Origin of the sequence: Aromatoleum toluvorans (assembly GCF_012910905.1) — a bacterium.
GTDB classification, from domain to species: Bacteria; Pseudomonadota; Gammaproteobacteria; order Burkholderiales; family Rhodocyclaceae; genus Aromatoleum; species Aromatoleum toluvorans.
Genome location: NZ_WTVN01000017.1, coordinates 1 through 20,635, shown reverse-complemented (window position 1 = coordinate 20,635; position 20,635 = coordinate 1). Strand labels below are relative to the sequence as shown.

At 67.7% G+C, this 20,635-nt stretch carries 19 protein-coding genes; 11 read left to right on the top strand and 8 right to left on the bottom strand.

The window, feature by feature from the left end; genetic code table 11:
- The first annotated feature begins 107 nt into the window (after window positions 1–107).
- The 3 genes from GPA22_RS12145 (at window position 108) to tldD (ending at window position 6,314) form a co-directional block, all read left to right on the top strand.
- Window positions 108–3,962, top strand: a complete 3,855-nt coding sequence (locus GPA22_RS12145) for a YhdP family protein (RefSeq protein ID WP_169256332.1) — start codon at window positions 108–110, stop codon at window positions 3,960–3,962.
- Window positions 3,959–4,792 carry a carbon-nitrogen hydrolase family protein gene (locus tag GPA22_RS12140; protein ID WP_425483959.1) on the top strand — a complete coding sequence of 278 codons (834 nt, stop codon included), beginning with the start codon at window positions 3,959–3,961 and terminating at the stop codon, window positions 4,790–4,792. Before GPA22_RS12145 ends, GPA22_RS12140 begins: the two co-directional genes overlap by 4 nt.
- A 76-nt stretch (window positions 4,793–4,868) precedes the next feature.
- On the top strand, window positions 4,869–6,314 hold the full coding sequence (gene tldD / locus GPA22_RS12135) for a metalloprotease TldD (protein WP_169256331.1): 1,446 nt from the start codon (window positions 4,869–4,871) through the stop codon (window positions 6,312–6,314).
- A 41-nt stretch (window positions 6,315–6,355) separates the two neighbouring features.
- Here tldD and GPA22_RS12130 read toward each other — a convergent pair whose 3' ends face one another.
- The 4 genes from GPA22_RS12130 to GPA22_RS12115 form a co-directional block, all read right to left on the bottom strand.
- Complete coding sequence (locus tag GPA22_RS12130; protein WP_211169092.1) at window positions 6,356–6,583, bottom strand: BON domain-containing protein; 228 nt, start codon at window positions 6,581–6,583, stop codon at window positions 6,356–6,358.
- A 347-nt stretch (window positions 6,584–6,930) separates the two neighbouring features.
- On the bottom strand, window positions 6,931–8,361 hold the full coding sequence (locus GPA22_RS12125; protein WP_246264296.1) for a sigma 54-interacting transcriptional regulator: 1,431 nt from the start codon (window positions 8,359–8,361) through the stop codon (window positions 6,931–6,933).
- Entirely contained in the window at window positions 8,358–9,023 is a 666-nt protein-coding gene (locus tag GPA22_RS12120; protein ID WP_169256330.1) for a hypothetical protein, read from the bottom strand. The genes GPA22_RS12125 and GPA22_RS12120 overlap by 4 nt, the downstream gene beginning before the upstream one ends.
- Window positions 9,013–10,416 (bottom strand): sensor histidine kinase, encoded by a 1,404-nt coding sequence (locus GPA22_RS12115; RefSeq protein ID WP_169256329.1) that lies wholly within the window; start codon window positions 10,414–10,416, stop codon window positions 9,013–9,015. The genes GPA22_RS12120 and GPA22_RS12115 overlap by 11 nt, the downstream gene beginning before the upstream one ends.
- 330 nt (window positions 10,417–10,746) lie before the next feature.
- Here GPA22_RS12115 and GPA22_RS12110 point away from each other — a divergent pair, with 330 nt between their 5' ends.
- Window positions 10,747–11,388: a bactofilin family protein gene (locus GPA22_RS12110; protein ID WP_169256328.1), complete on the top strand. Its 642-nt coding sequence runs from the start codon at window positions 10,747–10,749 to the stop codon at window positions 11,386–11,388.
- 64 nt (window positions 11,389–11,452) lie between these two features.
- Here the strand turns inward: GPA22_RS12110 and GPA22_RS12105 are convergent, their stop codons facing one another.
- From GPA22_RS12105 to GPA22_RS12095, 3 genes are read right to left on the bottom strand one after another with little or no spacing between them, the layout of a single operon-like run.
- Window positions 11,453–11,818 (bottom strand): PilZ domain-containing protein, encoded by a 366-nt coding sequence (locus tag GPA22_RS12105; protein ID WP_169256327.1) that lies wholly within the window; start codon window positions 11,816–11,818, stop codon window positions 11,453–11,455.
- A 30-nt stretch (window positions 11,819–11,848) separates the two neighbouring features.
- Entirely contained in the window at window positions 11,849–12,454 is a 606-nt protein-coding gene (locus GPA22_RS12100) for a lytic transglycosylase domain-containing protein (protein WP_246264302.1), read from the bottom strand.
- A gap of 59 nt (window positions 12,455–12,513) precedes the next feature.
- The gene (locus GPA22_RS12095; RefSeq protein WP_169256326.1) at window positions 12,514–14,262 is read right to left on the bottom strand and encodes a proline--tRNA ligase; all 1,749 of its coding nucleotides are present in this window, start codon (window positions 14,260–14,262) and stop codon (window positions 12,514–12,516) included.
- A 221-nt stretch (window positions 14,263–14,483) separates the two neighbouring features.
- Here GPA22_RS12095 and GPA22_RS12090 point away from each other — a divergent pair, with 221 nt between their 5' ends.
- From GPA22_RS12090 to coq7, 7 genes are all read left to right on the top strand, one after another.
- Entirely contained in the window at window positions 14,484–15,014 is a 531-nt protein-coding gene (locus tag GPA22_RS12090) for an RNA pyrophosphohydrolase (RefSeq protein WP_121430747.1), read from the top strand.
- Between the two features lie 255 nt (window positions 15,015–15,269).
- Window positions 15,270–15,863: a CBS domain-containing protein gene (locus tag GPA22_RS12085; RefSeq protein ID WP_169256325.1), complete on the top strand. Its 594-nt coding sequence runs from the start codon at window positions 15,270–15,272 to the stop codon at window positions 15,861–15,863.
- 142 nt (window positions 15,864–16,005) lie between these two features.
- On the top strand, window positions 16,006–16,425 hold the full coding sequence (locus tag GPA22_RS12080) for a rubrerythrin family protein (RefSeq protein WP_169256324.1): 420 nt from the start codon (window positions 16,006–16,008) through the stop codon (window positions 16,423–16,425).
- A gap of 102 nt (window positions 16,426–16,527) precedes the next feature.
- Window positions 16,528–17,868 (top strand): heterodisulfide reductase-related iron-sulfur binding cluster, encoded by a 1,341-nt coding sequence (locus tag GPA22_RS12075; protein WP_169256323.1) that lies wholly within the window; start codon window positions 16,528–16,530, stop codon window positions 17,866–17,868.
- A gap of 12 nt (window positions 17,869–17,880) precedes the next feature.
- Complete coding sequence (locus GPA22_RS12070) at window positions 17,881–18,468, top strand: DUF3501 family protein (RefSeq protein WP_169256322.1); 588 nt, start codon at window positions 17,881–17,883, stop codon at window positions 18,466–18,468.
- Window positions 18,465–18,989, top strand: a complete 525-nt coding sequence (locus tag GPA22_RS12065) for a CNP1-like family protein (protein ID WP_169256321.1) — start codon at window positions 18,465–18,467, stop codon at window positions 18,987–18,989. Before GPA22_RS12070 ends, GPA22_RS12065 begins: the two co-directional genes overlap by 4 nt.
- Before the next feature lie 23 nt (window positions 18,990–19,012).
- The gene (gene coq7 / locus GPA22_RS12060; protein ID WP_169256320.1) at window positions 19,013–19,630 is read left to right on the top strand and encodes a 2-polyprenyl-3-methyl-6-methoxy-1,4-benzoquinone monooxygenase; all 618 of its coding nucleotides are present in this window, start codon (window positions 19,013–19,015) and stop codon (window positions 19,628–19,630) included.
- A gap of 57 nt (window positions 19,631–19,687) precedes the next feature.
- Here coq7 and GPA22_RS12055 read toward each other — a convergent pair whose 3' ends face one another.
- Window positions 19,688–20,107, bottom strand: coding sequence for an OsmC family protein (locus tag GPA22_RS12055; RefSeq protein ID WP_169256319.1), 420 nt, complete (start codon window positions 20,105–20,107; stop codon window positions 19,688–19,690).
- Window positions 20,108–20,635 lie beyond the last annotated feature (528 nt).

Genomic DNA, 20,635 nt, shown 5'->3' with positions numbered 1-20,635 from the left:
CACACTGGATTGTATCGAAGCCGGTCCGCATTCAGTCGGGTCGCAGCGCAGCTTCCGCCTTATTGCCGATGAACGCCCCTCACACCCCCCTTCCCGACCTCGCTGTCATGATCTCCTCCGCGCGCCGCGGGCGGGTGTGGCGCGTGCTGTCGGTCGCCTTGCTGGCGGCATGGTTCGTCCTCGGCACGGGTTTCCTGCTCGTGCGCGAAGTGCTGGTGCCGCGTGTCGGGGAGTTCCGCCAGGAGCTGGCCGATGCGATCTCGGTGGCGGCGGGCCTGCCGGTATCGATCGAGGGCTTGTCGGCCGACCTGCGGGGGCTGCGTCCGCGCCTGCATCTGGCCGGCTTCGAGCTGAAGGACCGCGAGGGACGCCCGGCCCTGCACCTGGACAGCATCGATGCGACGCTGTCGTGGTGGTCGCTGCTGCGTGCCGAGCCGCATTTCCATCGCATCGAGGTGAAGAGCCCCGTCCTGGCCCTGCGGCGCGACGTGGACGGCGCGATCTACATCGCCGGCATCCGCATCGATCCGGAGCAGACCGCCGACCGCAGTTTTGCCGACTGGCTGTTCGCGCAACGCGAGATCGTCATCCGCGACGCGAGCCTGGGCTGGACCGATGCGATGCGCGGCGCGCCGGAACTGAATCTTGCCGGCGTGCAGTTCCGCCTGCTGCGCAGCGGTCCGCGCTATCGCTTCGCGTTCCGGGCGCAGGCGCCAGCGGAGCTGGCGCCGATGATCGAAGTGCGCGGCGACCTTGCGAGCCGTGCGCCGGCCGATCCGTCGTCGTGGATGGGGCAGGTGTATGTCGCCGCGGACGAGGCGAGCCTGGGCGGCTGGCGGACCTGGATCGATTATCCGGTGGCGCTGGCGGGGCGGGGCGGTGTGCGGGCGTGGATGGGACTGGACGAGGGGCGCCTCGATTCGCTGGCGGTCAATCTCGCGTTGGCGGACGTGAACGCGCGCCTGGGCGACGATCTGCCGGTGCTCGAGCTCGCGAGCGTGCGTGGCCGGCTCGTGGGGCGGCGCACGGCCGAGGGCATGGCGTTTTCCGCCCGCGGGCTCGAACTCGCAACGATGGACGGCCTCGCGATCGCGCCGACGGACCTGGACCTGAGCTTGCACGGTGCCGACGGCGGTCCGCCGGACGCGGGAAAGTTTACGAGCGGCCGACTCGATTTCAGGGTCTTGAGCAGCCTTGCCGCCCACCTGCCTTTCGACCCCGCGGTGCGGCAACGCATCGGCGCGTTCGCGCCGCAGGGCACGCTCGATGAGCTGCGCCTCGAATGGCGCGGCGCCCTTGACAAGCTGGAGGCGTGGAAGATCCGCACGCGCTTCGCCGGCATCGGACTCAATCCGCAGGGCGCCGTGCCGGGCCTCGCGGGCATGTCGGGCGAAATCGAAGGCGACGAGCGCGCCGGCCGCTTCCGTATCGCCGGACAGGACGCCGCGCTGGAGCTGCCCGCGGTCTTCCCCGAGTCACGGATCGGTTTCTCGAATCTGCGTGCCGACGGGCGCTGGACGCATGGCGCCGATGGCCGGCTCGAGATCGCGCTCGACAGTGCGAACTTCGACAACCCGGATGCGGCCGGGACCGCGTCCGGGCGTTACTGGCCAGCCGCGGGCAGCGCCGGGGAGATCGACCTCAGCGCGCGCCTGACGCGCGCCGAAAGCGGTGCCGTGTGGCGCTATCTGCCCCATGTCGTGAATGACGACACGCGCACGTGGCTGCGGCACGGCATCGTCGGCGGCCGGGTGCCCGACGCGCGCCTGCGCCTGAAGGGCAAGCTCGACGACTTCCCGTTCCGCAACGGCAAGTCGGGCCAGTTCCTCGTGACGACCCGCGTCTTCGGTGCGCGCCTGGATTACGCGGAAGGCTGGCCGTCGATCACGAACATCGACGGCGAAGTGCGCTTCGAAGGGCCGGGGATGCGCATCACGGCCGATCGCGCGCGCATTTTCGGGGTCGCGCTCGCGAACGTCGTGGCCGACGTGCCGGATCTCGACGCTCCGGGCGGCGAGATCATGAGCATCCACGGCCGGGCGGCGGGGCCGACGGCCGATTTCCTGCGCTTCGTGTCGGAAAGCCCGGTGTCGCGCCGCATCAACGGCTTCACCGACGCGATGCGTGCGGAAGGCACGGGCGCGCTCGACCTGAAGCTGGTGCTGCCGCTGCGCCGGATGGACACCAGCACCGTGAAGGGCGAGTACCGCTTCACCGCGAATCGCGTGAACGTGGTCGATGGCCTGCCGCCGCTGACCGAGGCGAGCGGCGTCGTGCGCTTCACCGAGAACGATCTGGCGATCCCGGAAGCGCGTGCCCGCCTGTACGGCGAGCCGATGCAGCTGGTGGCGAGCACGGCGAAGGACGGCGGCGTCGTGTTCGACGCCTCCGGCGGCATGAAAGTGCAGGCCCTGCGGGAGGCCCACGATCTGCCGGGGCTGGACCACCTTTCGGGCGGGGCGGAGTGGAAGGCGAACATCGACACGCGTGCGCAGGGCACCAGGGTGGTGGTCGACTCGAACCTGATCGGCGTGGCGTCGAGCCTGCCCCAGCCGATGAACAAGAGCGCCACGGCGACCTGGCCGCTGCGCGTGACGCTGGATTTCCCCGCCGGCGGAAAGTCCGAGAGCGTACGTGTCGCGCTCGACGGTCGGGGCGAGCTGCAGCTGGAGCGCCGGCGTGCCGGCGACGGCTGGGGGGCGGCGCGCGGCGGCATGGGCTTGCAGGCTGCTGCGCCGAACTCCGATGCCGGCGTGGCGATCGCGGCGAAACTCGACGAGCTCGACGTGGATGCCTGGCGCAAGGTGTTCGACGCCGCGAAGAGCAGTGGGGGGGCGGACCGGCGCGGGCCGATCGCGGTTGCGGCGGTCGACCTGCGCGCGCAGCGCCTGAGCGGGTTCGGCCACGAGCTCGCCGATGCCCACCTGAGCGCGCGCGCGGACGACGGGGGCTGGCGAGGGCGGATCGAGAGCCGTGAGGTGGAAGGGGATTTCGAGTGGCGGGACAGCGGCGACGGCACCCTGCGTGCGCGCCTGAAACGCCTCGTGCTCGGCGGCAGCCACGATGCTGCCACCGAGGCCGCCGCGAGCGCCGACGCTGCGGCGGAAACGGATGAAGCGCCGCGGCGCCTGCCTGCGCTCGACGTCGTCGTCGATCGCTTTTCGCTGCGCGGCATGGAGTTCGGCCGCCTCGAACTGCAGGCGCAGAATCAGGGCGGGATGTGGCATCTCGATGCGGTGTCGCTGGCGAACGCCGACGGCAGGCTGGGCGGCTCCGGCTTGTGGCGTCCGGGCGTGCGACCGCAGACCGATCTCGATTTCCGCCTCGAGGCGCGCGACATCGGGCTGCTGGCGAAGCGGCTCGGGTATGGCGAGGCCGTGCGCGGCGGCAAGGCGGTGCTGACCGGCAAAGTCGCCTGGCGTGGGGCGCCGACGCGCATCCACTATCCCTCGCTGACCGGCACGATGACGATCGAGGCCGAGAACGGGCAGTTCCGCAGGCTCGACCCCGGAGTGGGGCGCCTGCTCGGTGTGCTCAGCCTGCAGGCGCTGCCGCGGCGCCTCACGCTCGACTTCCGCGACGTGTTCAGCGAAGGATTCGCCTTCGACAGCATTTCCGGTAGCATCAAGGCAGCGGCAGGCCAGCTGCGCACCGACGACCTGCGCATCCGCGGACCGGCGGCAAGGGTGCGGATGAGCGGGTCGGTCGATATCGAGGACGAGACGCAGGACCTGCGCGTGACGGTGCAGCCGACGCTGTCCGAATCGGTGGCGATCGGCACGGCGGCCGGGCTCATCAATCCGGTCGCGGGGGTGGTGGCCTACGTCGCGCAGAAGGCGCTGAGCGATCCGATCGAGAAGATGTTCGCGTTCAGCTACGCGGTCACCGGCAACTGGGCCGATCCGAAAGTCGAGAAACTCACCGCCGCGCCCGGCACGGCGGCTTCATCGAAGCAGGAGTGAAGAGCTTGAACCGTTCCCCCGTGCGCATCGCCGCGATCCAGACCGTTTCCGGCCCCGACGTCGGCGACAATCTCCGCATTGCCGGGGAACTGGTCGCCGAAGCCGCCGCCGCGGGGGCGAAGCTCGTCGCCCTGCCCGAGTACTTCCCGCTCATCACCGCCGACGAGACCGTGAAGGTCGCGATCCGCGAAGCGGACGGCCGCGGTCCGATCCAGAACTTCATGCGCGAGACCGCCGCACGCCACGGCGTGTGGCTCGTCGGCGGCACGATCCCGCTGGTGGCCGAGTCGGACGCCAGGGTGCGCAATTCGACGCTGGTGTTCGATGACCGCGGCGAGCGCGTCGCGCGCTACGACAAGATCCACCTCTTCGGCTTCCAGAAGGGCGCCGAGCGCTACGACGAGGCCGCCACGATCGAGGCGGGTCGCGAGGTGGTCGCCTTCGACGCCCCCTGCGGCCGCGTGGGTCTGTCGGTGTGCTACGACCTGCGCTTTCCCGAACTCTTCCGTGCGATGGGTGCGGTCGATCTCATCGTCCTGCCCGCGGCCTTCACCTACACTACCGGCCGCGACCACTGGGAAGTGCTGCTGCGCGCCCGTGCGATCGAGAACCAGTGCTACGTGATGGCGCCGGCGCAGGGCGGACGCCACCCGAGCGGGCGCGTCACCTGGGGGCACACGCTGATCGCCGATCCGTGGGGCGAAGTCCTCGCGTGCCGCGACGAAGGGCCGGGCGTCGTGTGGGCCGATGTCGACCCCGCGCGCATCGCGGCCGTGCGCGAAAGCCTGCCCGCCCTGCGCCACCGCTGCCTCGGCATCGCCGAAGCCTGACGCCTGCGTCAGCCCTTTTGACCTTATTCGCCTTGTCCGTGTCGAAACGGACAGACCGCCCCAACCTGGACGAACAATGAGCCGAGCACAGAACCCCCTCAAGGTCGCCGACCGTTACCTCCTCAACCCCTACGATCTGGGCGAGGCGGAACTCGAGAAGGTGTTCCGCAAGCTGATGCGCCATCGCCTCGACTACGCCGACCTGTACTTCCAGTACCACCGCTCCGAGGGCTGGAGCCTCGAGGAAGGCATCGTCAAGTCGGGCAGCTTCAACATCGAGCAGGGCGTCGGCGTGCGCGCCATCAGCGGCGAGAAGACCGCCTTCGCCTATTCGGACGACATTTCCCTGCCGGCCCTGACGTCGGCCGCCGAAGCCACGCGCGCGATCGCCGAGGCGGGCGGGCGGCGCACCGTCGCGATCGCGCCGCACGGCGGCAAGTCGCGCCTGTACCGCGGCGAAGACCCGCTCGCCTCGCTCGACGACACCGCCAAGGTGAAGCTCCTCGAACGCCTCGAAGGCTTCGCGCGCGGCGAGGACCCGCGCGTCACGCAGGTCATGGCGCACATCGCCGGCTCGTGGGAAGTGGTGCTCGTCGCGCGCAGCGACGGCCACATGGCGGCCGACGTGCGCCCGCTCGTGCGCGTGTCCGTCACCGTGATCATGGAAGACAAGGGGCACCGCGAGCAGGGCAGCGCGGGCGGCGGCGGACGCTTCGACTACGGCTACTTCGACGACGAGCGCCTGCAGGAATATGCGCGTGCGGCCGTCCATCAGGCGCGCACGAATCTCGCCGCCGGCCCCGCGCCGGCCGGCACGATGAGCGTCGTGCTCGGTCCCGGCTGGCCCGGCATCCTGCTGCACGAGGCGATCGGCCACGGCCTCGAAGGCGATTTCAACCGCAAGGGCAGTTCCGCCTTCTCCGGCCGCATGGGCCAGCAGGTCGCGGCGAAGGGCGTCACCGTCGTCGATGACGGCACGCTGCCCGACCGCCGCGGCTCGCTGACGATCGACGACGAGGGCAATCCGACCGAGCGCACCGTGCTGATCGAGGACGGCATCCTCACCGGCTACATGCAGGACACGATGAACGCGCGGCTCATGGGCGTGAAGCCCACCGGCAACGGCCGGCGCGAATCCTTCGCCCACCTGCCGCTGCCGCGCATGACCAACACCTACATGCTGAACGGCGACAAGGCACCCGAAGAGATCATCAAGTCGGTGAAGAAGGGCCTGTACGCGGTGAACTTCGGCGGCGGGCAGGTCGACATCACTTCGGGCAAGTTCGTGTTCTCGACCGCCGAGGCCTATCTCATCGAGAACGGCAAGGTCACCCGACCGGTGAAGGGGGCGACGCTGATCGGCAACGGTCCGGACGCGCTCACGCGCGTGTCGATGATCGGCAACGACATGGCGCTCGACCCGGGCGTTGGCACCTGCGGCAAGGACGGCCAGAGCGTGCCGGTCGGCGTCGGCCAGCCCACGCTGCGGCTCGACGGGCTGACCGTCGGCGGCACCGCCTGACCGGATCGGGGGGGCTCCGGCACAGGCGGCGCGCCGACCGCTCAGCGTTCCGCCACTTCCAGCACGTTCTCGACGGTCCGCACGCCGCGCACGCCCTGCACGGTGCGCTGGGCGCGGGTGCGCTGCTCGTCATTGACGACGACACCGGCCAGGGTCACGCGACCCGCATGCGCCGATACCGCGATGTGCGTCGCGCGCAGCTCCGGATCGGCGCCGATTGCCGACTTGATCTCGCGCTGCAGGTTGTGATCGTGTTCGTCGCGCGCCACAGCCGCGGTTGCCCTGCGCGACGGCCAGCAGGCCTTCCGCGCGGGCCGGAACGCTGATGCCGAAGGCGAGGGCGCTGGTGGTGAGGACGGAGACGATGTTCTTGCGCGTGATCATGTCGGGGGTACCTTCTGCGGGTTGTTGATTTTGTGCGCGGGCGCCGGGCGTCCGTGCCGTGACCCTCGTTCAGCAGATGGCGTGCCAGGTGTGATCCGGCGCATGTAAACCGCGGTATTGCGGTGCGTTGTGGCGGGGCGTCCTCTCGATGCCCCCTCGCCCCAGGCTCACTTCGACGCGAAAGTGTCGTGTTATCCCGACACTCCTTTCGGTTCTGTGGTAAGTCGCTGATTTAGTGGTATTCCTGCTGTCGCTCACGGGCGACGTCGGCCGTCTCGGCCCGAAACAGGCTGGGCGTGAGCGAATGCCGCTGCAGCAGGCGGTAGAACTCGGTGCGGTTGCGGTCCGCAAGGCGCGCAGCGTCGGAGACGTTGCCGTCGGTGAGCTTGAGCAGCTGGATCAGGTAGTTGCGCTCGAAGCGCAGTTTCGCCTCGGCGTAGCTCAGGGCCTCGATGCTGGGGCCGCGCAGGGCGCGCTCGACCAGCGTCACGGGGATGAGCGGCGTCGTCGCCAGCGCGCACGCCTGTTCCACCACGTTCTGCAGCTGACGGATGTTGCCCGGCCAGGCGGCGGTCGTCAGCGCCTCCAGCGCGTCCGGCGCGAAGCCGCGCAGGCGCTTCTGATATTTGCGCGCCAGGCCGTGCAGGAAATGATTCGCCAGCAGCGGGATGTCCTCGCGCCGCTCGTCCAGCGTCGGCAGGGTCAGGCTGACGACGTTGAGGCGGTAGAAGAGATCCTCGCGGAACGCTCCTTCCGTCAGGGCCGATTCGAGATCCCGGTGCGTCGCGGACAGGATGCGCACGTCGATCTCCAGCGCGCGGCTCGCGCCGACCGGCCGCACCGCGCGCTCCTGCAGCACCCGCAGCAGCTTCACCTGCAGCGCGAGCGGCATGTCGCCGATCTCGTCGAGGAAGATCGTGCCGCCGTCCGCGGCCTGGAACAGGCCCGTGTGCGATGTCGCGGCCCCCGTGAACGCGCCCTTCATGTGGCCGAAGAGCTCGGACTCGAGCAGCTGCTCCGGAATCGCGCCGCAGTTGATCGCGATGAAGGGCTTGTCGGCGCGCGGGCTGGCGTTGTGGATGGCGTGTGCGAGCAGCTCCTTGCCGGTGCCGCTGTCGCCGCGGATCAGGATGCTGGCGTCGGAGGCGGCCACGAGCAGCGCCTCGTCCAGCACCGTCGCCATGCGGGCGCTGTGGCTGATGATGTTGTCGCGCCAGCCGGCGGCCACGCGCTCCTCGCAGGCATGGGCGGTGCCGGCGATCTGCAGCGCCTGCGCGATCTTGTCGAGCAAGGCCTTGCTGTCGAACGGTTTGGTCAGATAGCCGAACACCCCGCGCGAGGTCGCCTCCGCCGCATCCGGGATGGTGCCGTGCGCGGTCAGCAGGATCACTGGCAGCGCCGGCCAGATCTGGCGGATCTCCTCGAAGAGCTGCAGCCCGTCGCGGTCGGGCAGGCGCACGTCGCTGACCACCAGCCCGAAGCGCTCCACCGCCAGGCAGGCCAGCGCGGCTTCAGCGCTTTCCGCGGTACTGACGCGATAGCCGCTCGCGCCCAGTCGCATCGACAGCAGCCGCAGCAGATCGGCGTCGTCGTCAACGAGCAACAGGTGGGCACCGCCCTGCGTCGTCATGGCCTCGCCGGCGGCGGTCTGGCTCGTCCTCATTTCTCGGTTCTCCTTTCCCGTGGCGTCGATTGCGTCGGCGTCGATGCGGACGGCCTGGCCGGCAGGGTGCGTTCGATTTCGGTCAAGGCGTCGAGCTTCGCCTGAAGCTCTTCGCCCTGTTTCTGCGCGTCCTTGAGCTGCTGCCCCGTCCGCTCGAGCTGCTGGGTCAGCCGTTCCGCGGTGCTCTCGAGCCGCAGGCGCTCCTGCACCTGCTCGGCCAGCACGCGGGCGAGCGGCTGCAGCGCCACCGCATCGGCCTTCTCGGACGCATTCAGCGCTTCTAGCAAGGACTGTGCGCGCTGTAGACTGGTCGCCCCCTGCGGCGGATGGCTCAGGAGCATCGCCTGCTTGATCTGCGCCAGCGGCGCATTGCCCGCACCGGACTGCGCCGAGCGTTCGCGTGCGAGTTCCGATGCATTCATGCCGCGAAGCGTCTCGTGGTAGGCCAGCGCCGTCTGGAGCGGAGTGCTGCGGTTGGTGAGGATCTGCGGCATCGGCGGGATGGGCGGCAGCGCCGGCAACTCGGCGCTTGCGCTGCGCACGCTGGCGCAGCCCGCGAGGCTCCCGGCGAGTGCCAGCACGCAGAGCAGGGCGGCCGCGCCGCGGTGCCCGAGGGCGTCGCGGGCCGCGAGGCGCAGTTCGTGTTGAAAGTCAGATCTCATTGGGAAGTTCGATCCTGAAATAGGCGCCTTTTGCCGAAGGCTGGAGCCCGACGCGCCCGCCATGGGCGACGATGAACTCGCGGACGATGGAAAGGCCGAGTCCGCTGCCGTGACGCGGCTCTTCCGGCTGCCGGCTGCCCTGGAAGAAGGGGTCGAAGATGCGCTCGGCTTCCTCGGCCGCGGCCCCCGGCCCCTGGTCGATGCAATCGATGCGGACCCAGCCGGGCTCGTTGCTCAGCGTGAGGCGGATCTCGCCGTCGCGCGGACTGAACGACACGGCGTTCGCCAGCAGATTCGCCAGCACGATGCGCAGCTTGTCGGGATCCGCGCTGAACGCGGGTGGATCGCCGCGCAAGGCCACCTTCAGGTTGCGCGTCTGGATCGGCAGCTGCTGTTCGGCGATGACCGACTCCGCGAGTGCGCGCAGCAGCACCGGGCGACGACGCAGGTTGCGCGCGTGGAATACCGCCGCGTTGTAGCCCAGCAGGTCCTCGATGCGCCCCTGCAGCGCGTAGGTGTTGTGCTGCAGGATCGCGACCACCTCGCGTTGCTCCCCGGAGAGCTCGCCGACCACCCCGTCTTCCAGCAGCGCGATGCCTTCGCGCAGCGAAGCGAGCGGCGTCTTCAGCTCGTGCGACACGTGGCGCAGCACCCGGTTGCGGTTCGCTTCGAGGTCTGCGAGCCGCAGACGCAGCCAGTCGAGGCGGCGGCCGACGCGGCGCAGGTCCGCGGGGCCGGGAATCGCGACCGGTTCGTCGAAGCGGCTCTCGCCCAGCGCCTCGATCGCCGCCTCCAGCCGGTTGATCGGCCGCAGCAGCCACCAGCCGGTCAGTGCCGCGAAGGTGCAGGCGGCGATGATCGCGGCGAGCACGTGCCACGCGAGGCGGCCGCGGTTGGCGTCCAGTTCCGCGAACAGCACGTGGCTCTGGCGATCGAGCTGCGCCCGCACTTCGCCCGCGAGCCGCTCGTTCAGCGGCGGCACGCGGCCCAGCGCGGCCGTCGCCGGTTCCGCCCCGCCGTTCCCGGTCAGGGCCGCGCCCGCAGCCTCGGCCGCCATGCGCCACTCGTCCACGAGAAGGGTCACGCTCGGCGCACGCAATGCGGAAATCGTGCCCAAGGCCGCGAGCGACTCGCCGCGCGCCTGCTCGAAGCGTTCGCGCAGGAGCGGATCCTTCAGCACGAGGAACTGGCGTGCGCTGCGCTCCATATCGACGCTGCGCTCCCCCAGCTGCTGCACCGCCGTCGAATACTTCAGCGCGTCATCGACGCTTTCGCGGTGCCGGCTCGCAAATTCCTCGAGCGTGATCAGCCCCCCCAGCGCCGTGGCACCCAGGATCGCCGCAATGAGCAGAAAGCTGGCAAGCAGCGAATAGCTGAATGAAAGGCGCGACATGGCTGGAGGATCTTCGTAAACCAGCGCGGAAGTGTAGGTGGCGTTCAGCGGACCGCGTCGTAAGGAAGTGCAAGGCCGTGTTTCAGAATGCGTTTGCCGTCGCTTCCAGGCGACAGTGAAAAATCGAATAAAAACAGGGGTATGACGCCAACGAGCGATTCAGGTGTCGCCGAATGGCGACGGTTTTCGGGTCCGAAATGCCGCGTTCCGGCGTGTAAGCTGAATAAATACTTAAAATTCAAATGCTTGATGGTTTGGCATGGCAAATGCTTATGCGCACGGGGGCGATGACCGTCGGCCCGGAAACGTTTACGGATTCAAGGAGAGACCATGTTCAACAAACCCGCCATGTTCCCCAAAGCGCCAGACTCCCCGGCATCGCGCACCAACGGCACGTCGCGGCCGGCACCGGGCAGTCTGACCGCGGGGGCGGCGTCTTCTTCCGCGAGCCTGTCGCGCAGTGCGTCCGAACTGCCGGCCTCGACCAGCGACTCCTCTCCGGCCGCTGACGAGAAAGCGACGGCAGCGGCGAACATCGCGGCCACCCCGGGCGAAGACAGCGTGCAGGAAACCGGCAGCCGCCTGATCGTCGGACCCGACGTCAAGCTCAAGGGCGCCGAGATCCTCGACTGCGATACCCTGGTCGTCGAAGGCCGTGTCGAAGCCACGATGGACAGCCGCGTCATCCGCATCGCCGAGAACGGCTCCTTCTCGGGCACTGTCGGCATCGACGTCGCCGAGGTGCGCGGCCGCTTCGAGGGCGAACTCACCGCGCGCAGCCAGCTGATCATCCACGCGACCGGCCGTGTCAGCGGCAAGATCCGCTACGGCAAGATCCTGATCGAGGAAGGGGGCGAGATCTCCGGCGACGTGCAATCGCTCGCGACGGCGAAGGATGCGGGCCGGGAGCCGGTGCGCGCCGTCGGCCGTGATGAATCCAGTAACGTGAAGGTCGCCGGCGCCGCCGCCTGACCGACCTTCGCAGGCCGGGAGCCGGCTTCAGCCTCAGCGGGAGGCGGCTGCCGGCCTTGCCGTTTCAGGCATCCGCGTCTTCGTCCTCGAAGCCGACGGTAAAGCGCGACAGCATGGCGTTCAGTGCGGCCTGGTTTTCCGGCCGGTCGAGTTCGAACAGGCGAAAGCCCGTGCTGCAGAACGCCGGATTGGTGTCGTGGCCCGACCACATCGCCTTGGCCGGCAGCACCACGCTGCGCGGCTTGCCGTGGTCGTCGGGCAGGTCGATCCGCAGGCGGTACATGAGGCCCGGCAACATCTTGCTCGGGCCGTACACCAGCAGGCCGGCCTTGCTGATATCGCCGATGCGCCCGATGAATTTGCCCGTTTCCGCGTCATGCACGCGAAACGAGATCGAGATCGATCGGCGGCGAAACAGGCGATGTTCCATGTCGGCTCCAGAGCCCGAAAGGCAGGCTGCTCAGTTGGTCTGGCCGCGCGCGTCCGACACGGCCAGTTTCAGCGGCTGATAGCTCCAGTGCCGCTCCCAGGCCGCGCGTACCATGTTCGGATATTCCGGGCGGCCGAGGCTGCCGTTGTAACGCCCCAAGGCGCGGAACAGGTCGCCCTTCTCGACGTCCAGGTAATGGCGCAGGATCGTGCAGCCGTAGCGCAGGTTCGTGCGCAGATGGAAGAGGTTGTCCTCGGGGCCGCCGATCGTCCTGACCCAGAACGGCATCACCTGCATGTAGCCGCGCGCGCCGGCGCCCGACACCGCGTACTTGCGGAAGCCGCTCTCGACCTGGATCAGCCCGAGCACGAGCTGCGCGTCCAGTCCTGCCCGCGTCGCCTCGTAATGCACGGAGGTCAGCAGATCCTCGCGGTAGGCGCGATCCGGAATCCGTTTCTCGAGGCGGCGCGACATCTCCTGCAGCCAGCGGTGGCGTTCCTCCACGTCGGCGATCAGCACCTCGGGCGCTCCCGCGTCGCTGACCGCCGCATGCAGGGCCGCGCGCACGCTCGCTGCCATCGGCTCATAGATCTGATTGCCGGCCAATGCCTCGCCGCCGAAGGCCGACATGGCCATCAGGGCGGCGAAAAGCAATGAAAGGCGCGTGCGCTCCATGCGCACGTTATAGCTGAAAGTCATTCGCCCCGCATCTTCGCGGCAACGAAACCGGCGAGATCGGCGATCGCGACCTTCGTCGCCTCGGCGTCGCGCCGGCCCTGGTATTCGGCCACGCCTTCCTTCAGGCCGCGGTCGCCGATCACGACGCGATGCGGCACGCCGATCAGCTCCCAGTCGGCGAGCATCACGCCGGGGCGCTCGTCGCGGTCGTCGAGGATCGTATCGACGCCGGCGGCGATCAGGCCCTCGTAGAGCTTCAGCGCCTCGTTGCGCACTGCCTCCGACTTGCCCCAGCCCACCGGGCACACGACGATGCGGAAGGGCGCGAGCGCATCCGGCCAGATGATGCCGCGCGCGTCGTTGTTCTGCTCGATCGCGGCGCCGAGGATGCGGGTCACGCCGATGCCGTAGCAGCCCATCTCGAAGTGCTTGGGCTTGCCATCGACATCGAGGAAGGTCGCGTTCATCGACTTCGAGTACTTCGTGCCGAGGTAGAACACGTGGCCGACCTCGATGCCGCGCTGGATTGCGAGCCGCCCCTTGCCGTCCGGGCTCGCATCGCCTTCGATGACGTTGCGCAGGTCCGCGACGAGATCCGGCTCGGGCAGGTCACGGCCCCAGTTCGCGCCGGTGAAGTGATAATCCTCTTCGTTCGCGCCGCAGATGAAGTCCGCCATATTGGCGACGGTGCGGTCCGCGATGATCTTCACCGGCTTCTTCAGGCCGATCGGGCCGAGGTAGCCCGGCTTGCAGCCGAAATGCTCGTCGATCTCGGCTTCGGTCGCGAAGCGGAAGCCCGCCTTCAGGCCGTCGATCTTGCTCGCCTTCACTTCGTTCAGTTCGTGATCGGCGCGCACGAGCAGCAGCCACACGGTGACACCTGCGGGCTGGCCCTTTTCATCGACGTCATCAGTCGCAAGCACCAGCGACTTGACGTTCGTCTCGAGCGGCACGCCGAGCAGTTCGGCGACGGCCTTGCAGGTCTCCTTGCCCGGCGTCGAGGTCTTTTCGAGCGCCTTGGTGGGTGCCGCGCGCGACGCGAGCAGCGGCAGCGCCTCGGCGAGTTCGATGTTCGCGGCGTAATCGGAATCCGGGCAATACACGATCGCGTCCTCGCCGGTGTCGGCGATCACCTGGAACTCGTGCGAGCGGTCGCCGCCGATCGCGCCGGTGTCCGCGGCCACCGCGCGGTAGGTCAGGCCCAGGCGGTCGAAGATGCGGCAGTAGGCGGCGTACATCGCGTCGTAGCTGCGGCCGGCGGCGTCGACGTCACGGTCGAAGGAATACGCGTCCTTCATCGTGAACTCGCGCCCGCGCATCACGCCGAAGCGCGGCCGGCGCTCGTCGCGGAACTTGGTCTGGATCTGGTAGAAGTTCTTCGGCAGCTGGCGGTAGCTCTTCAGCTCCTGGCGCGCGATGTCGGTGACGACTTCTTCCGAGGTCGGCTGCAGCGCAAAGTCGCGCTCGTGGCGATCCTTGAAGCGCAGCATCTCCTCGCCCATCTTCTCCCAGCGGCCGGTTTCGGCCCACAGCTCGGCGGGCTGCACCATCGGCATCGTCAGCTCGAGCGCGCCGGCGCGGTTCATTTCCTCGCGCACGATGTTCTCGACCTTGCGGATCACCCGCAGGCCGATCGGCAGGTAGCTGTAGATGCCGGCGGCGACCTTGCGGATGAAGCCGGCGCGCAGCATCAGCTTCTGGCTGACGATTTCGGCGTCCGAGGGGGCTTCCTTCAGGGTGGAGATGAAATACTGGCTGGCACGCATTCTTGAGTCCGGGATGGTCGGTTGGGCAAACCACAAATTCTATCCGGTCGCGTGCCGGTCGGGTATTCGCCTTGCGGTCGCTGCAGTACCCGTGCATTCCCGGGCGTCAACGCGGAAAAAAGCGCCGCCGGTGCGGGAACATGGCACAGGCCGCTCCTTTCCAATGCAGGGTAAGTGTGAAAAAATCGTGACAACTCTCATGAATTATTGAAGGTTTGATCATGCTCGACCGTGAAGGCTATCGCCCGAACGTCGGCATCGTTCTGGTCAACGCGCGCAACGAGGTGTTCTGGGGCAAACGGATTCGCGAACATTCCTGGCAGTTTCCGCAGGGGGGCATCAAGCACGGGGAATCCCCCGAGCAGGCGATGTTCCGGGAACTCTTCGAAGAGGTGGGTCTGCGCCCCGAGCATGTGAAGATTCTTGGCCGCACGCGCGGCTGGTTGAGGTATGACGTTCCGAAACACTGGATAAGGAGGGAATGGCGCAACACCTATCGCGGTCAGAAACAGATCTGGTTTCTCCTGCGGCTGGTGGGGCGTGATTCCGACGTCTGCCTGCGAGCCAGCAATCATCCGGAGTTCGATGCCTGGCGCTGGAGTGAGTATTGGGTGCCGCTGGACGCTGTCATAGAGTTCAAGCGGCAGGTGTATCAGCAGGCACTGCTGGAGCTGTCGAAAAATCTGTTCCGGGTCCGCCCCGGCGACCTGCCCGAAGCCTACCGGGCCGCGGCGCAGGAGCGCGAATCCTGACCGTGGCACCGACGCCGCCGCAACGTATCCGCAAAGTTCGGCTACGTTGCGGCGGTGTTTTTTTGTGCACGTCGAATCGGACTCGCGGTGGCCACTGAACCGCTGCCAGGGCAGGAGGTCAAAAGCCCTATGCCGGCTATAGGCCGGCTGCGGTGCACGACTGCGCCGCATGCGGGGCGCGGCACGGGTGCCGACGCGAAGTCCGCAAGCCGGACACGCGCCCCTCCACGCGATTGTCTCCACTGGGAGGTGCCCATGAACCGGGAATTCGAACCGCTCCCGCAAGCCCGGCTCGCCGGCCTGCATTGCGAAGTCGCCAGAACCGACGAGAGCCGCAGGGTGTCGCCGGCCTCACCGGCCGTCGAGGTCATGACGGATTTCACCCGTGTGCCGGCGGCGACGATTTCCGGCGAAACACTGCTCGCCGACGCGAATCGCGCGATGTTGCTGCGCGGGGTCCGGCTGCTCCTGGTGACGGATGCACGCCACCTCGTGCGCGGCGTCCTCAGCGTCGCCGACCTGCTTGGTGAGCGCCCGGTGCATACCGCGCGCGAACGTGGCGTGCCCCTCGGTGAACTGGTTGTCGACAACGTCATGACGCCGCTCGACAAGACCGAGGCCGTGGAGTTGGGCGAAGTGATGCGCGCGGATGTCGGCCATATCGTCGCGACACTGCGCCGTTCCGGCCGGCAGCATGCGCTGGTGCTGGAGCGCGAGGAGGGCGGGCGCGGCCTGATCCGGGGCATCTTCTCCGCCTCGCAGATTGCGCGCCAGCTCGGCGAGCCGCAGCCGATGACCACCGAGATCGCACGCACCTTCGCCGAGATCGAAGCCGCGATCGCCGCGTGAAGCGCCGCGCCAGCCGATAGCCGGGGGCGATCGAAAACATAGGCGCATTCAATTTTCGCTCGCTGTCCGCGGCTTCTAGGCTTAGGACATCCCCGGCTGACGACCGGGGCGTATCTTCGCCACCCTGAACGAGGAGACGACAATGGAACTGAAAGGATCCAAGACCGAAGCGAACCTGAAAGCCGCATTTGCCGGCGAATCGCAAGCCAACCGCCGTTATCTCTACTTCGCCGCGAAGGCCGACGTGGAAGGGCAGAACGACGTCGCCGCCGTGTTCCGCTCGACTGCGGAAGGCGAAACCGGCCACGCGCACGGCCACCTGGAATATCTCGAAGCCTGTGGCGACCCCGCCACCGGCCTGCCGTTCGGTGCCACGCGGGCCAACCTCGGCGCCGCCATCGCCGGTGAGACGCACGAGTACACCGACATGTACCCGGGGATGTCGAAAGTCGCGCGCGAAGAAGGTTTCGACGAAATCGCCGACTGGTTCCAGACGCTCGCGAAGGCCGAGCGCTCGCACGCCAATCGCTTCCAGAAGGCCCTGGACGCCCTGCAGGACTGAACGGGCTTCGCCTCTCTCGGCCGTGGGCGGCCGTAGCGGCCGCCCGGAACGCTGCACTGGGTATCGCGCGCGCCGGCTGGTGCGCGCGAAACGGGAGGTCGCATGTCCAAGCGTGAAGGCAGCCTCGAAGCCCCCACGCGTCACCCGATCGCGTGGCAGAAGGCCGATTACTATGACGAAGCGGCGCTCGAGCACGAACTCGAACGCGTCTTCGACATCTGTCACGGCTGCCGGCGCTGCGTGAACCTGTGCAACGCCTTCCCGACGCTGTTCGATCTCGTCGACGAAGGCAGCACGGGCGAGCTCGACGGCGTCGCCAGGAAAGATTTCGTCAAGGTCGTCGACCAGTGCTACCTGTGCGACCTGTGCTTCATGACGAAGTGTCCCTATGTGCCGCCCCACCCGTGGAACGTCGACTTTCCGCACCTGATGCTGCGCGCCAAGGCCGTCAAGTTCCGCAAGGGGGAGGTGCGCCTGCGTGACAAGGTGCTGACGAGCACGGACGCGCTCGGCAAGCTAGCCGCGATTCCCGTCGTCGCCCAGACCGTCAACGCCGCGAATCGCAACCCCGCAGCCCGAACCGTGCTGCAGTCCGTGCTCGGCGTCGACAAGCGGCGCGAACTCCCGCCCTACGCCCCGGCCAAATTCCGCGGCTCGGCCGACGCCCGCGCCGACTGGCCGGTGCGCGACGGCGAGCGCGCGCCGGGCAAGGTCGCGATCTTCTCGACCTGCTACATCAACTACAACGAACCGGGCATCGGCCACGATCTCGTCGCGGTGCTCGCGCACAACGAGATCCCCGTCGTCCTCGCGCACCGGGAAGCCTGTTGCGGCATGCCCAAGCTCGAGCTGGGCGACCTCGAGGGCGTGCGCCGCCTGAAGGACGTGAACATCCCGCCGCTCGCCAAGCTCGCCCGCGACGGCTACGCGCTCCTCGCCGCCGTGCCATCCTGCGCCCTGATGTTCAAGCAGGAGCTGCCCCTCATGTTCCCGGACGATGCGGACGTCCTCGCCGTGGCGGAGGCGATGTTCGACCCCTTCGAATACTTCATGCTGCGCCATCGCGACGGCCTGCTGAAAACCGACTTCAAGCAGGCGCTGGGCAAGGTCGCGTATCACATCCCCTGCCACGGCCGCGTCCAGAACATCGGCCAGAAGACGCGCGAGACCCTCCAGCTGGTGCCCGGCACCGAGGTCACCACGGTCGAGCGTTGCGCGGGCCACGACGGCACCTGGGGCGTCAAGGAGGAATTCTTCGAACAGTCGATGAAGATCGGGCGCCCCGTGTTCCGCCAGATGGCGCAGGCCGGGCCGGATTTCATCAGCTCCGACTGCCCCATCGCCGGCCGCCACATCCAGCAGGGCATCCGTGACGGCGGCACCGATCTGAAGGCCGAAAAGGCGCATCCCCTGACCCTGCTGCGCAGGGCATACGGACTGTGAGGTGAAGACACGATGAACGCCATCTCCCGCGACAGCCTCCTGAGCCTCGAAGCCTACGCCCGCCAGCGCGCGGCCTTCCGCAGCCGTGTCATCGCGCACAAGAAGGAGCGCACGCTGCATCTGGGCGAGCACATCATGCTGGTGTTCGAGGACGAATTGACGATCCGCTACCAGATCCAGGAGATGCTGCGCATCGAACGCACCTTCGAGGAGGAGGGCATCCAGGACGAGCTCGACGCGTACAGCCCGCTCGTGCCCGACGGCAGCAACTGGAAGGCGACGATGATGCTCGAATTCCCGGTGGAGGCCGAACGACGGCTCTGGCTCACCCGCCTGATCGGCATCGAGAAGCACGTCTGGGTTCGCGTCGCGGGCTGCGAGCCGATCTTCGCGATTGCGGACGAGGACCTGGAACGCGACAATGACGAAAAGACGTCCGCGGTACACTTCCTCCGCTTCGAACTTCCGCCCCCGGCGATCCGCGCCCTCCATGCAGGCGCCGCGCTCGCGATCGGAGTCGATCACCCTGCCATGACGGCGGTTGTGGAGCCCGTCCCGGACGCGATCCGGCAATCCTTGTGTGGAGACTTGCGAGCTTGACGCCGCTGCAACCCATCCTGCGCGGGGGCCTCCTGGCCCTCGTGTGTTTTTCCGCCCCGGCGTTTGCCGGCCTGTTTACCGATGCCGATCCGGACTGGAAGGAGGGCGGCCACACGCTCCCGGCGGCCCCGCGCGACGGCGCCTTGCGCGAATTCTTCGTCAGCAGCGCGTCGCCCAACCACTTCTTCATCGACGAGGACAGCATCGTCGTCGGCGAGGACGGCGTCGTCCGCTACACGCTCGTGATCCGCACGCCGGGCGGCGCGAAGAACGTGACACACGAGGGCATCCGCTGCGCTGGCGGCACCTGGCGCCTGTACGCGACCGGCCGTTCCGGCGGCGACTGGTCGCCGGCGCGCGACGCTGACTGGAAGCCGATCGTCGACAACACCTACAATCGTCCCCGCGCGGCGCTCTCCGAAGACCATTTCTGCGACGGCCCCGTGCCCCCGCGCGATCGCGACGAAGTCCTGCGGCGCCTGCGCGGCGAAGCCAGCACCTTCATGAAATCGGGCAAATAAGCCAGGCGACCGAGGAAACCACCATGGATCAGCTCATCGTCGAATTCGACAAGGCCCTGCGCACGATCTTCGCCCCGGCACGTTCCGTCCGGCCGGTGCCCGGCGGCGACCTGCCCGATGCCCCGCTGAGCGACAGCCAGCGCGAACACGTCGCAGGCCTGATGCGGGTCAATCACTGCGGCGAGATCTGTGCCCAGGCCCTGTACCAGGGGCAGGCGATCATGTCGCAGGACGCCAGCGTGCGGCGCGAACTCCAGCAGGCCTCCAACGAAGAAACCGAACATCTCGCCTGGACCGAGCAGCGCATCGCCGAACTGGGCGGGCGCAAGAGTCTGCTGAATCCCCTCTGGTACGGCGGATCCTTCGCGCTCGGCCTGCTGGCGGGGAAACTGGGAGACCGCTGGAACCTGGGCTTCCTCGCGGAAACCGAGCGCCAGGTCGAAGCGCACCTGAGCGGGCACCTCGAGCGCCTGCCCGCCGAAGATCAGAAGTCCCGCGAAATCATCGCGCAGATGAAGACCGACGAAGCGCGCCACGCCGACACCGCCATCGGTCTGGGCGCCCACGAACTGCCTGCGCCCATCAAGGCCGCGATGAAGCTCATGTCGCGGGTCATGACGACCACCGCGTACCGCGTCTGACCCGACAAAGGCAGGGGGCGGCCGGCCCCCCCCTGTCCGGCGCATCCCCCGAGGCGCTTATTCCACGTCGACGATCCTCACTTCGTGGACCATCTCCGCCGTCTTGGCGAGCATGATCGACGCGGAGCAATACTTCTCCGCCGACAGGTGCACCGCACGTTCCACGATTTCACGCTTCAGCCCCTTGCCGGTCACGGTGAAGTGGAAGGTAATGCGCGTAAACACCTTGGGATCGGTCTCGGCCCGTTCCGCCACGAGCTTCACTTCGCAGTTGCGCACATCGTGGCGACCGCGCTGCAGGATCAGCACCACATCGAACGCCGTGCAGCCGCCGGCACCCGCCAGCATCATCTCCATCGGCCGCGGCGCCAGGTTGCGCCCGCCCGCTTCGGGTGCGCCGTCCATCGCCACGACGTGACCGGTGCCGGTCTCGGCAAGAAAGGTCATCCCGTCGACCCATTTGATCGTGCATTCCATCATTGACTCCGTTGTCGGCTGGATTGGGGTCGCCATCGGTCGACCGGAGGGCGATTCTACCGGAAGGCCGCCCGCGCCCGGTGCGCAGTCTGGAGTTACTGATGCGTTGCAGCAATGTGTCCGCGAAAGCGAGCTCCACATGGCAGATGCCATCCGCAGCATATGTCGGGGGAGGAGGAGAACTTGATATGCATCAATTATTTATAATTTAATAAGCAATGCTTATCTGTCGATCAAAACATTTATAGTGCGATGCACAAAAAGTGCTTGCCACGTCGGATTCGGCTCTGGATAATGGCACTCAGTCGGATCGATTTAGCTTCGTGATCCAAACCGGTGTCTCCTCCACCCTCCTCCTTTGGTGTGGATTTAACGCAGTCCCGCGAGGACTGCGTTTTTTTTTGGTGCGCCCGGCAGGGCGCACTCACTTGGAGGTGGAAGTCCTCTACTCGCCCGGCAAGGGGAAGAGTTAGCCGAACGGCAAGGGTGTCGCGGGTAACTGCGAATCTGGAGGAAGCCGAAGGCAAA

Bases quoted from the DNA above. Each gene is read 5' to 3' on its own strand.
- GPA22_RS12145 (WP_169256332.1), top strand. From the start codon at position 108: ATGATCTCCTCCGCGCGCCGCGGGCGGGTGTGGCGCGTGCTGTCGGTC.
- tldD (WP_169256331.1), top strand. From the start codon at position 4,869: ATGAGCCGAGCACAGAACCCCCTCAAGGTCGCCGACCGTTACCTCCTC.
- GPA22_RS12125 (WP_246264296.1), bottom strand. From the start codon at position 8,361: ATGAGGACGAGCCAGACCGCCGCCGGCGAGGCCATGACGACGCAGGGC.
- GPA22_RS12120 (WP_169256330.1), bottom strand. From the start codon at position 9,023: ATGAGATCTGACTTTCAACACGAACTGCGCCTCGCGGCCCGCGACGCC.
- GPA22_RS12115 (WP_169256329.1), bottom strand. From the start codon at position 10,416: ATGTCGCGCCTTTCATTCAGCTATTCGCTGCTTGCCAGCTTTCTGCTC.
- GPA22_RS12110 (WP_169256328.1), top strand. From the start codon at position 10,747: ATGTTCAACAAACCCGCCATGTTCCCCAAAGCGCCAGACTCCCCGGCA.
- GPA22_RS12105 (WP_169256327.1), bottom strand. From the start codon at position 11,818: ATGGAACATCGCCTGTTTCGCCGCCGATCGATCTCGATCTCGTTTCGC.
- GPA22_RS12100 (WP_246264302.1), bottom strand. From the start codon at position 12,454: ATGGCCATGTCGGCCTTCGGCGGCGAGGCATTGGCCGGCAATCAGATC.
- GPA22_RS12095 (WP_169256326.1), bottom strand. From the start codon at position 14,262: ATGCGTGCCAGCCAGTATTTCATCTCCACCCTGAAGGAAGCCCCCTCG.
- GPA22_RS12090 (WP_121430747.1), top strand. From the start codon at position 14,484: ATGCTCGACCGTGAAGGCTATCGCCCGAACGTCGGCATCGTTCTGGTC.
- GPA22_RS12085 (WP_169256325.1), top strand. From the start codon at position 15,270: ATGAACCGGGAATTCGAACCGCTCCCGCAAGCCCGGCTCGCCGGCCTG.
- GPA22_RS12080 (WP_169256324.1), top strand. From the start codon at position 16,006: ATGGAACTGAAAGGATCCAAGACCGAAGCGAACCTGAAAGCCGCATTT.
- GPA22_RS12075 (WP_169256323.1), top strand. From the start codon at position 16,528: ATGTCCAAGCGTGAAGGCAGCCTCGAAGCCCCCACGCGTCACCCGATC.
- GPA22_RS12070 (WP_169256322.1), top strand. From the start codon at position 17,881: ATGAACGCCATCTCCCGCGACAGCCTCCTGAGCCTCGAAGCCTACGCC.
- coq7 (WP_169256320.1), top strand. From the start codon at position 19,013: ATGGATCAGCTCATCGTCGAATTCGACAAGGCCCTGCGCACGATCTTC.
- GPA22_RS12055 (WP_169256319.1), bottom strand. From the start codon at position 20,107: ATGGAATGCACGATCAAATGGGTCGACGGGATGACCTTTCTTGCCGAG.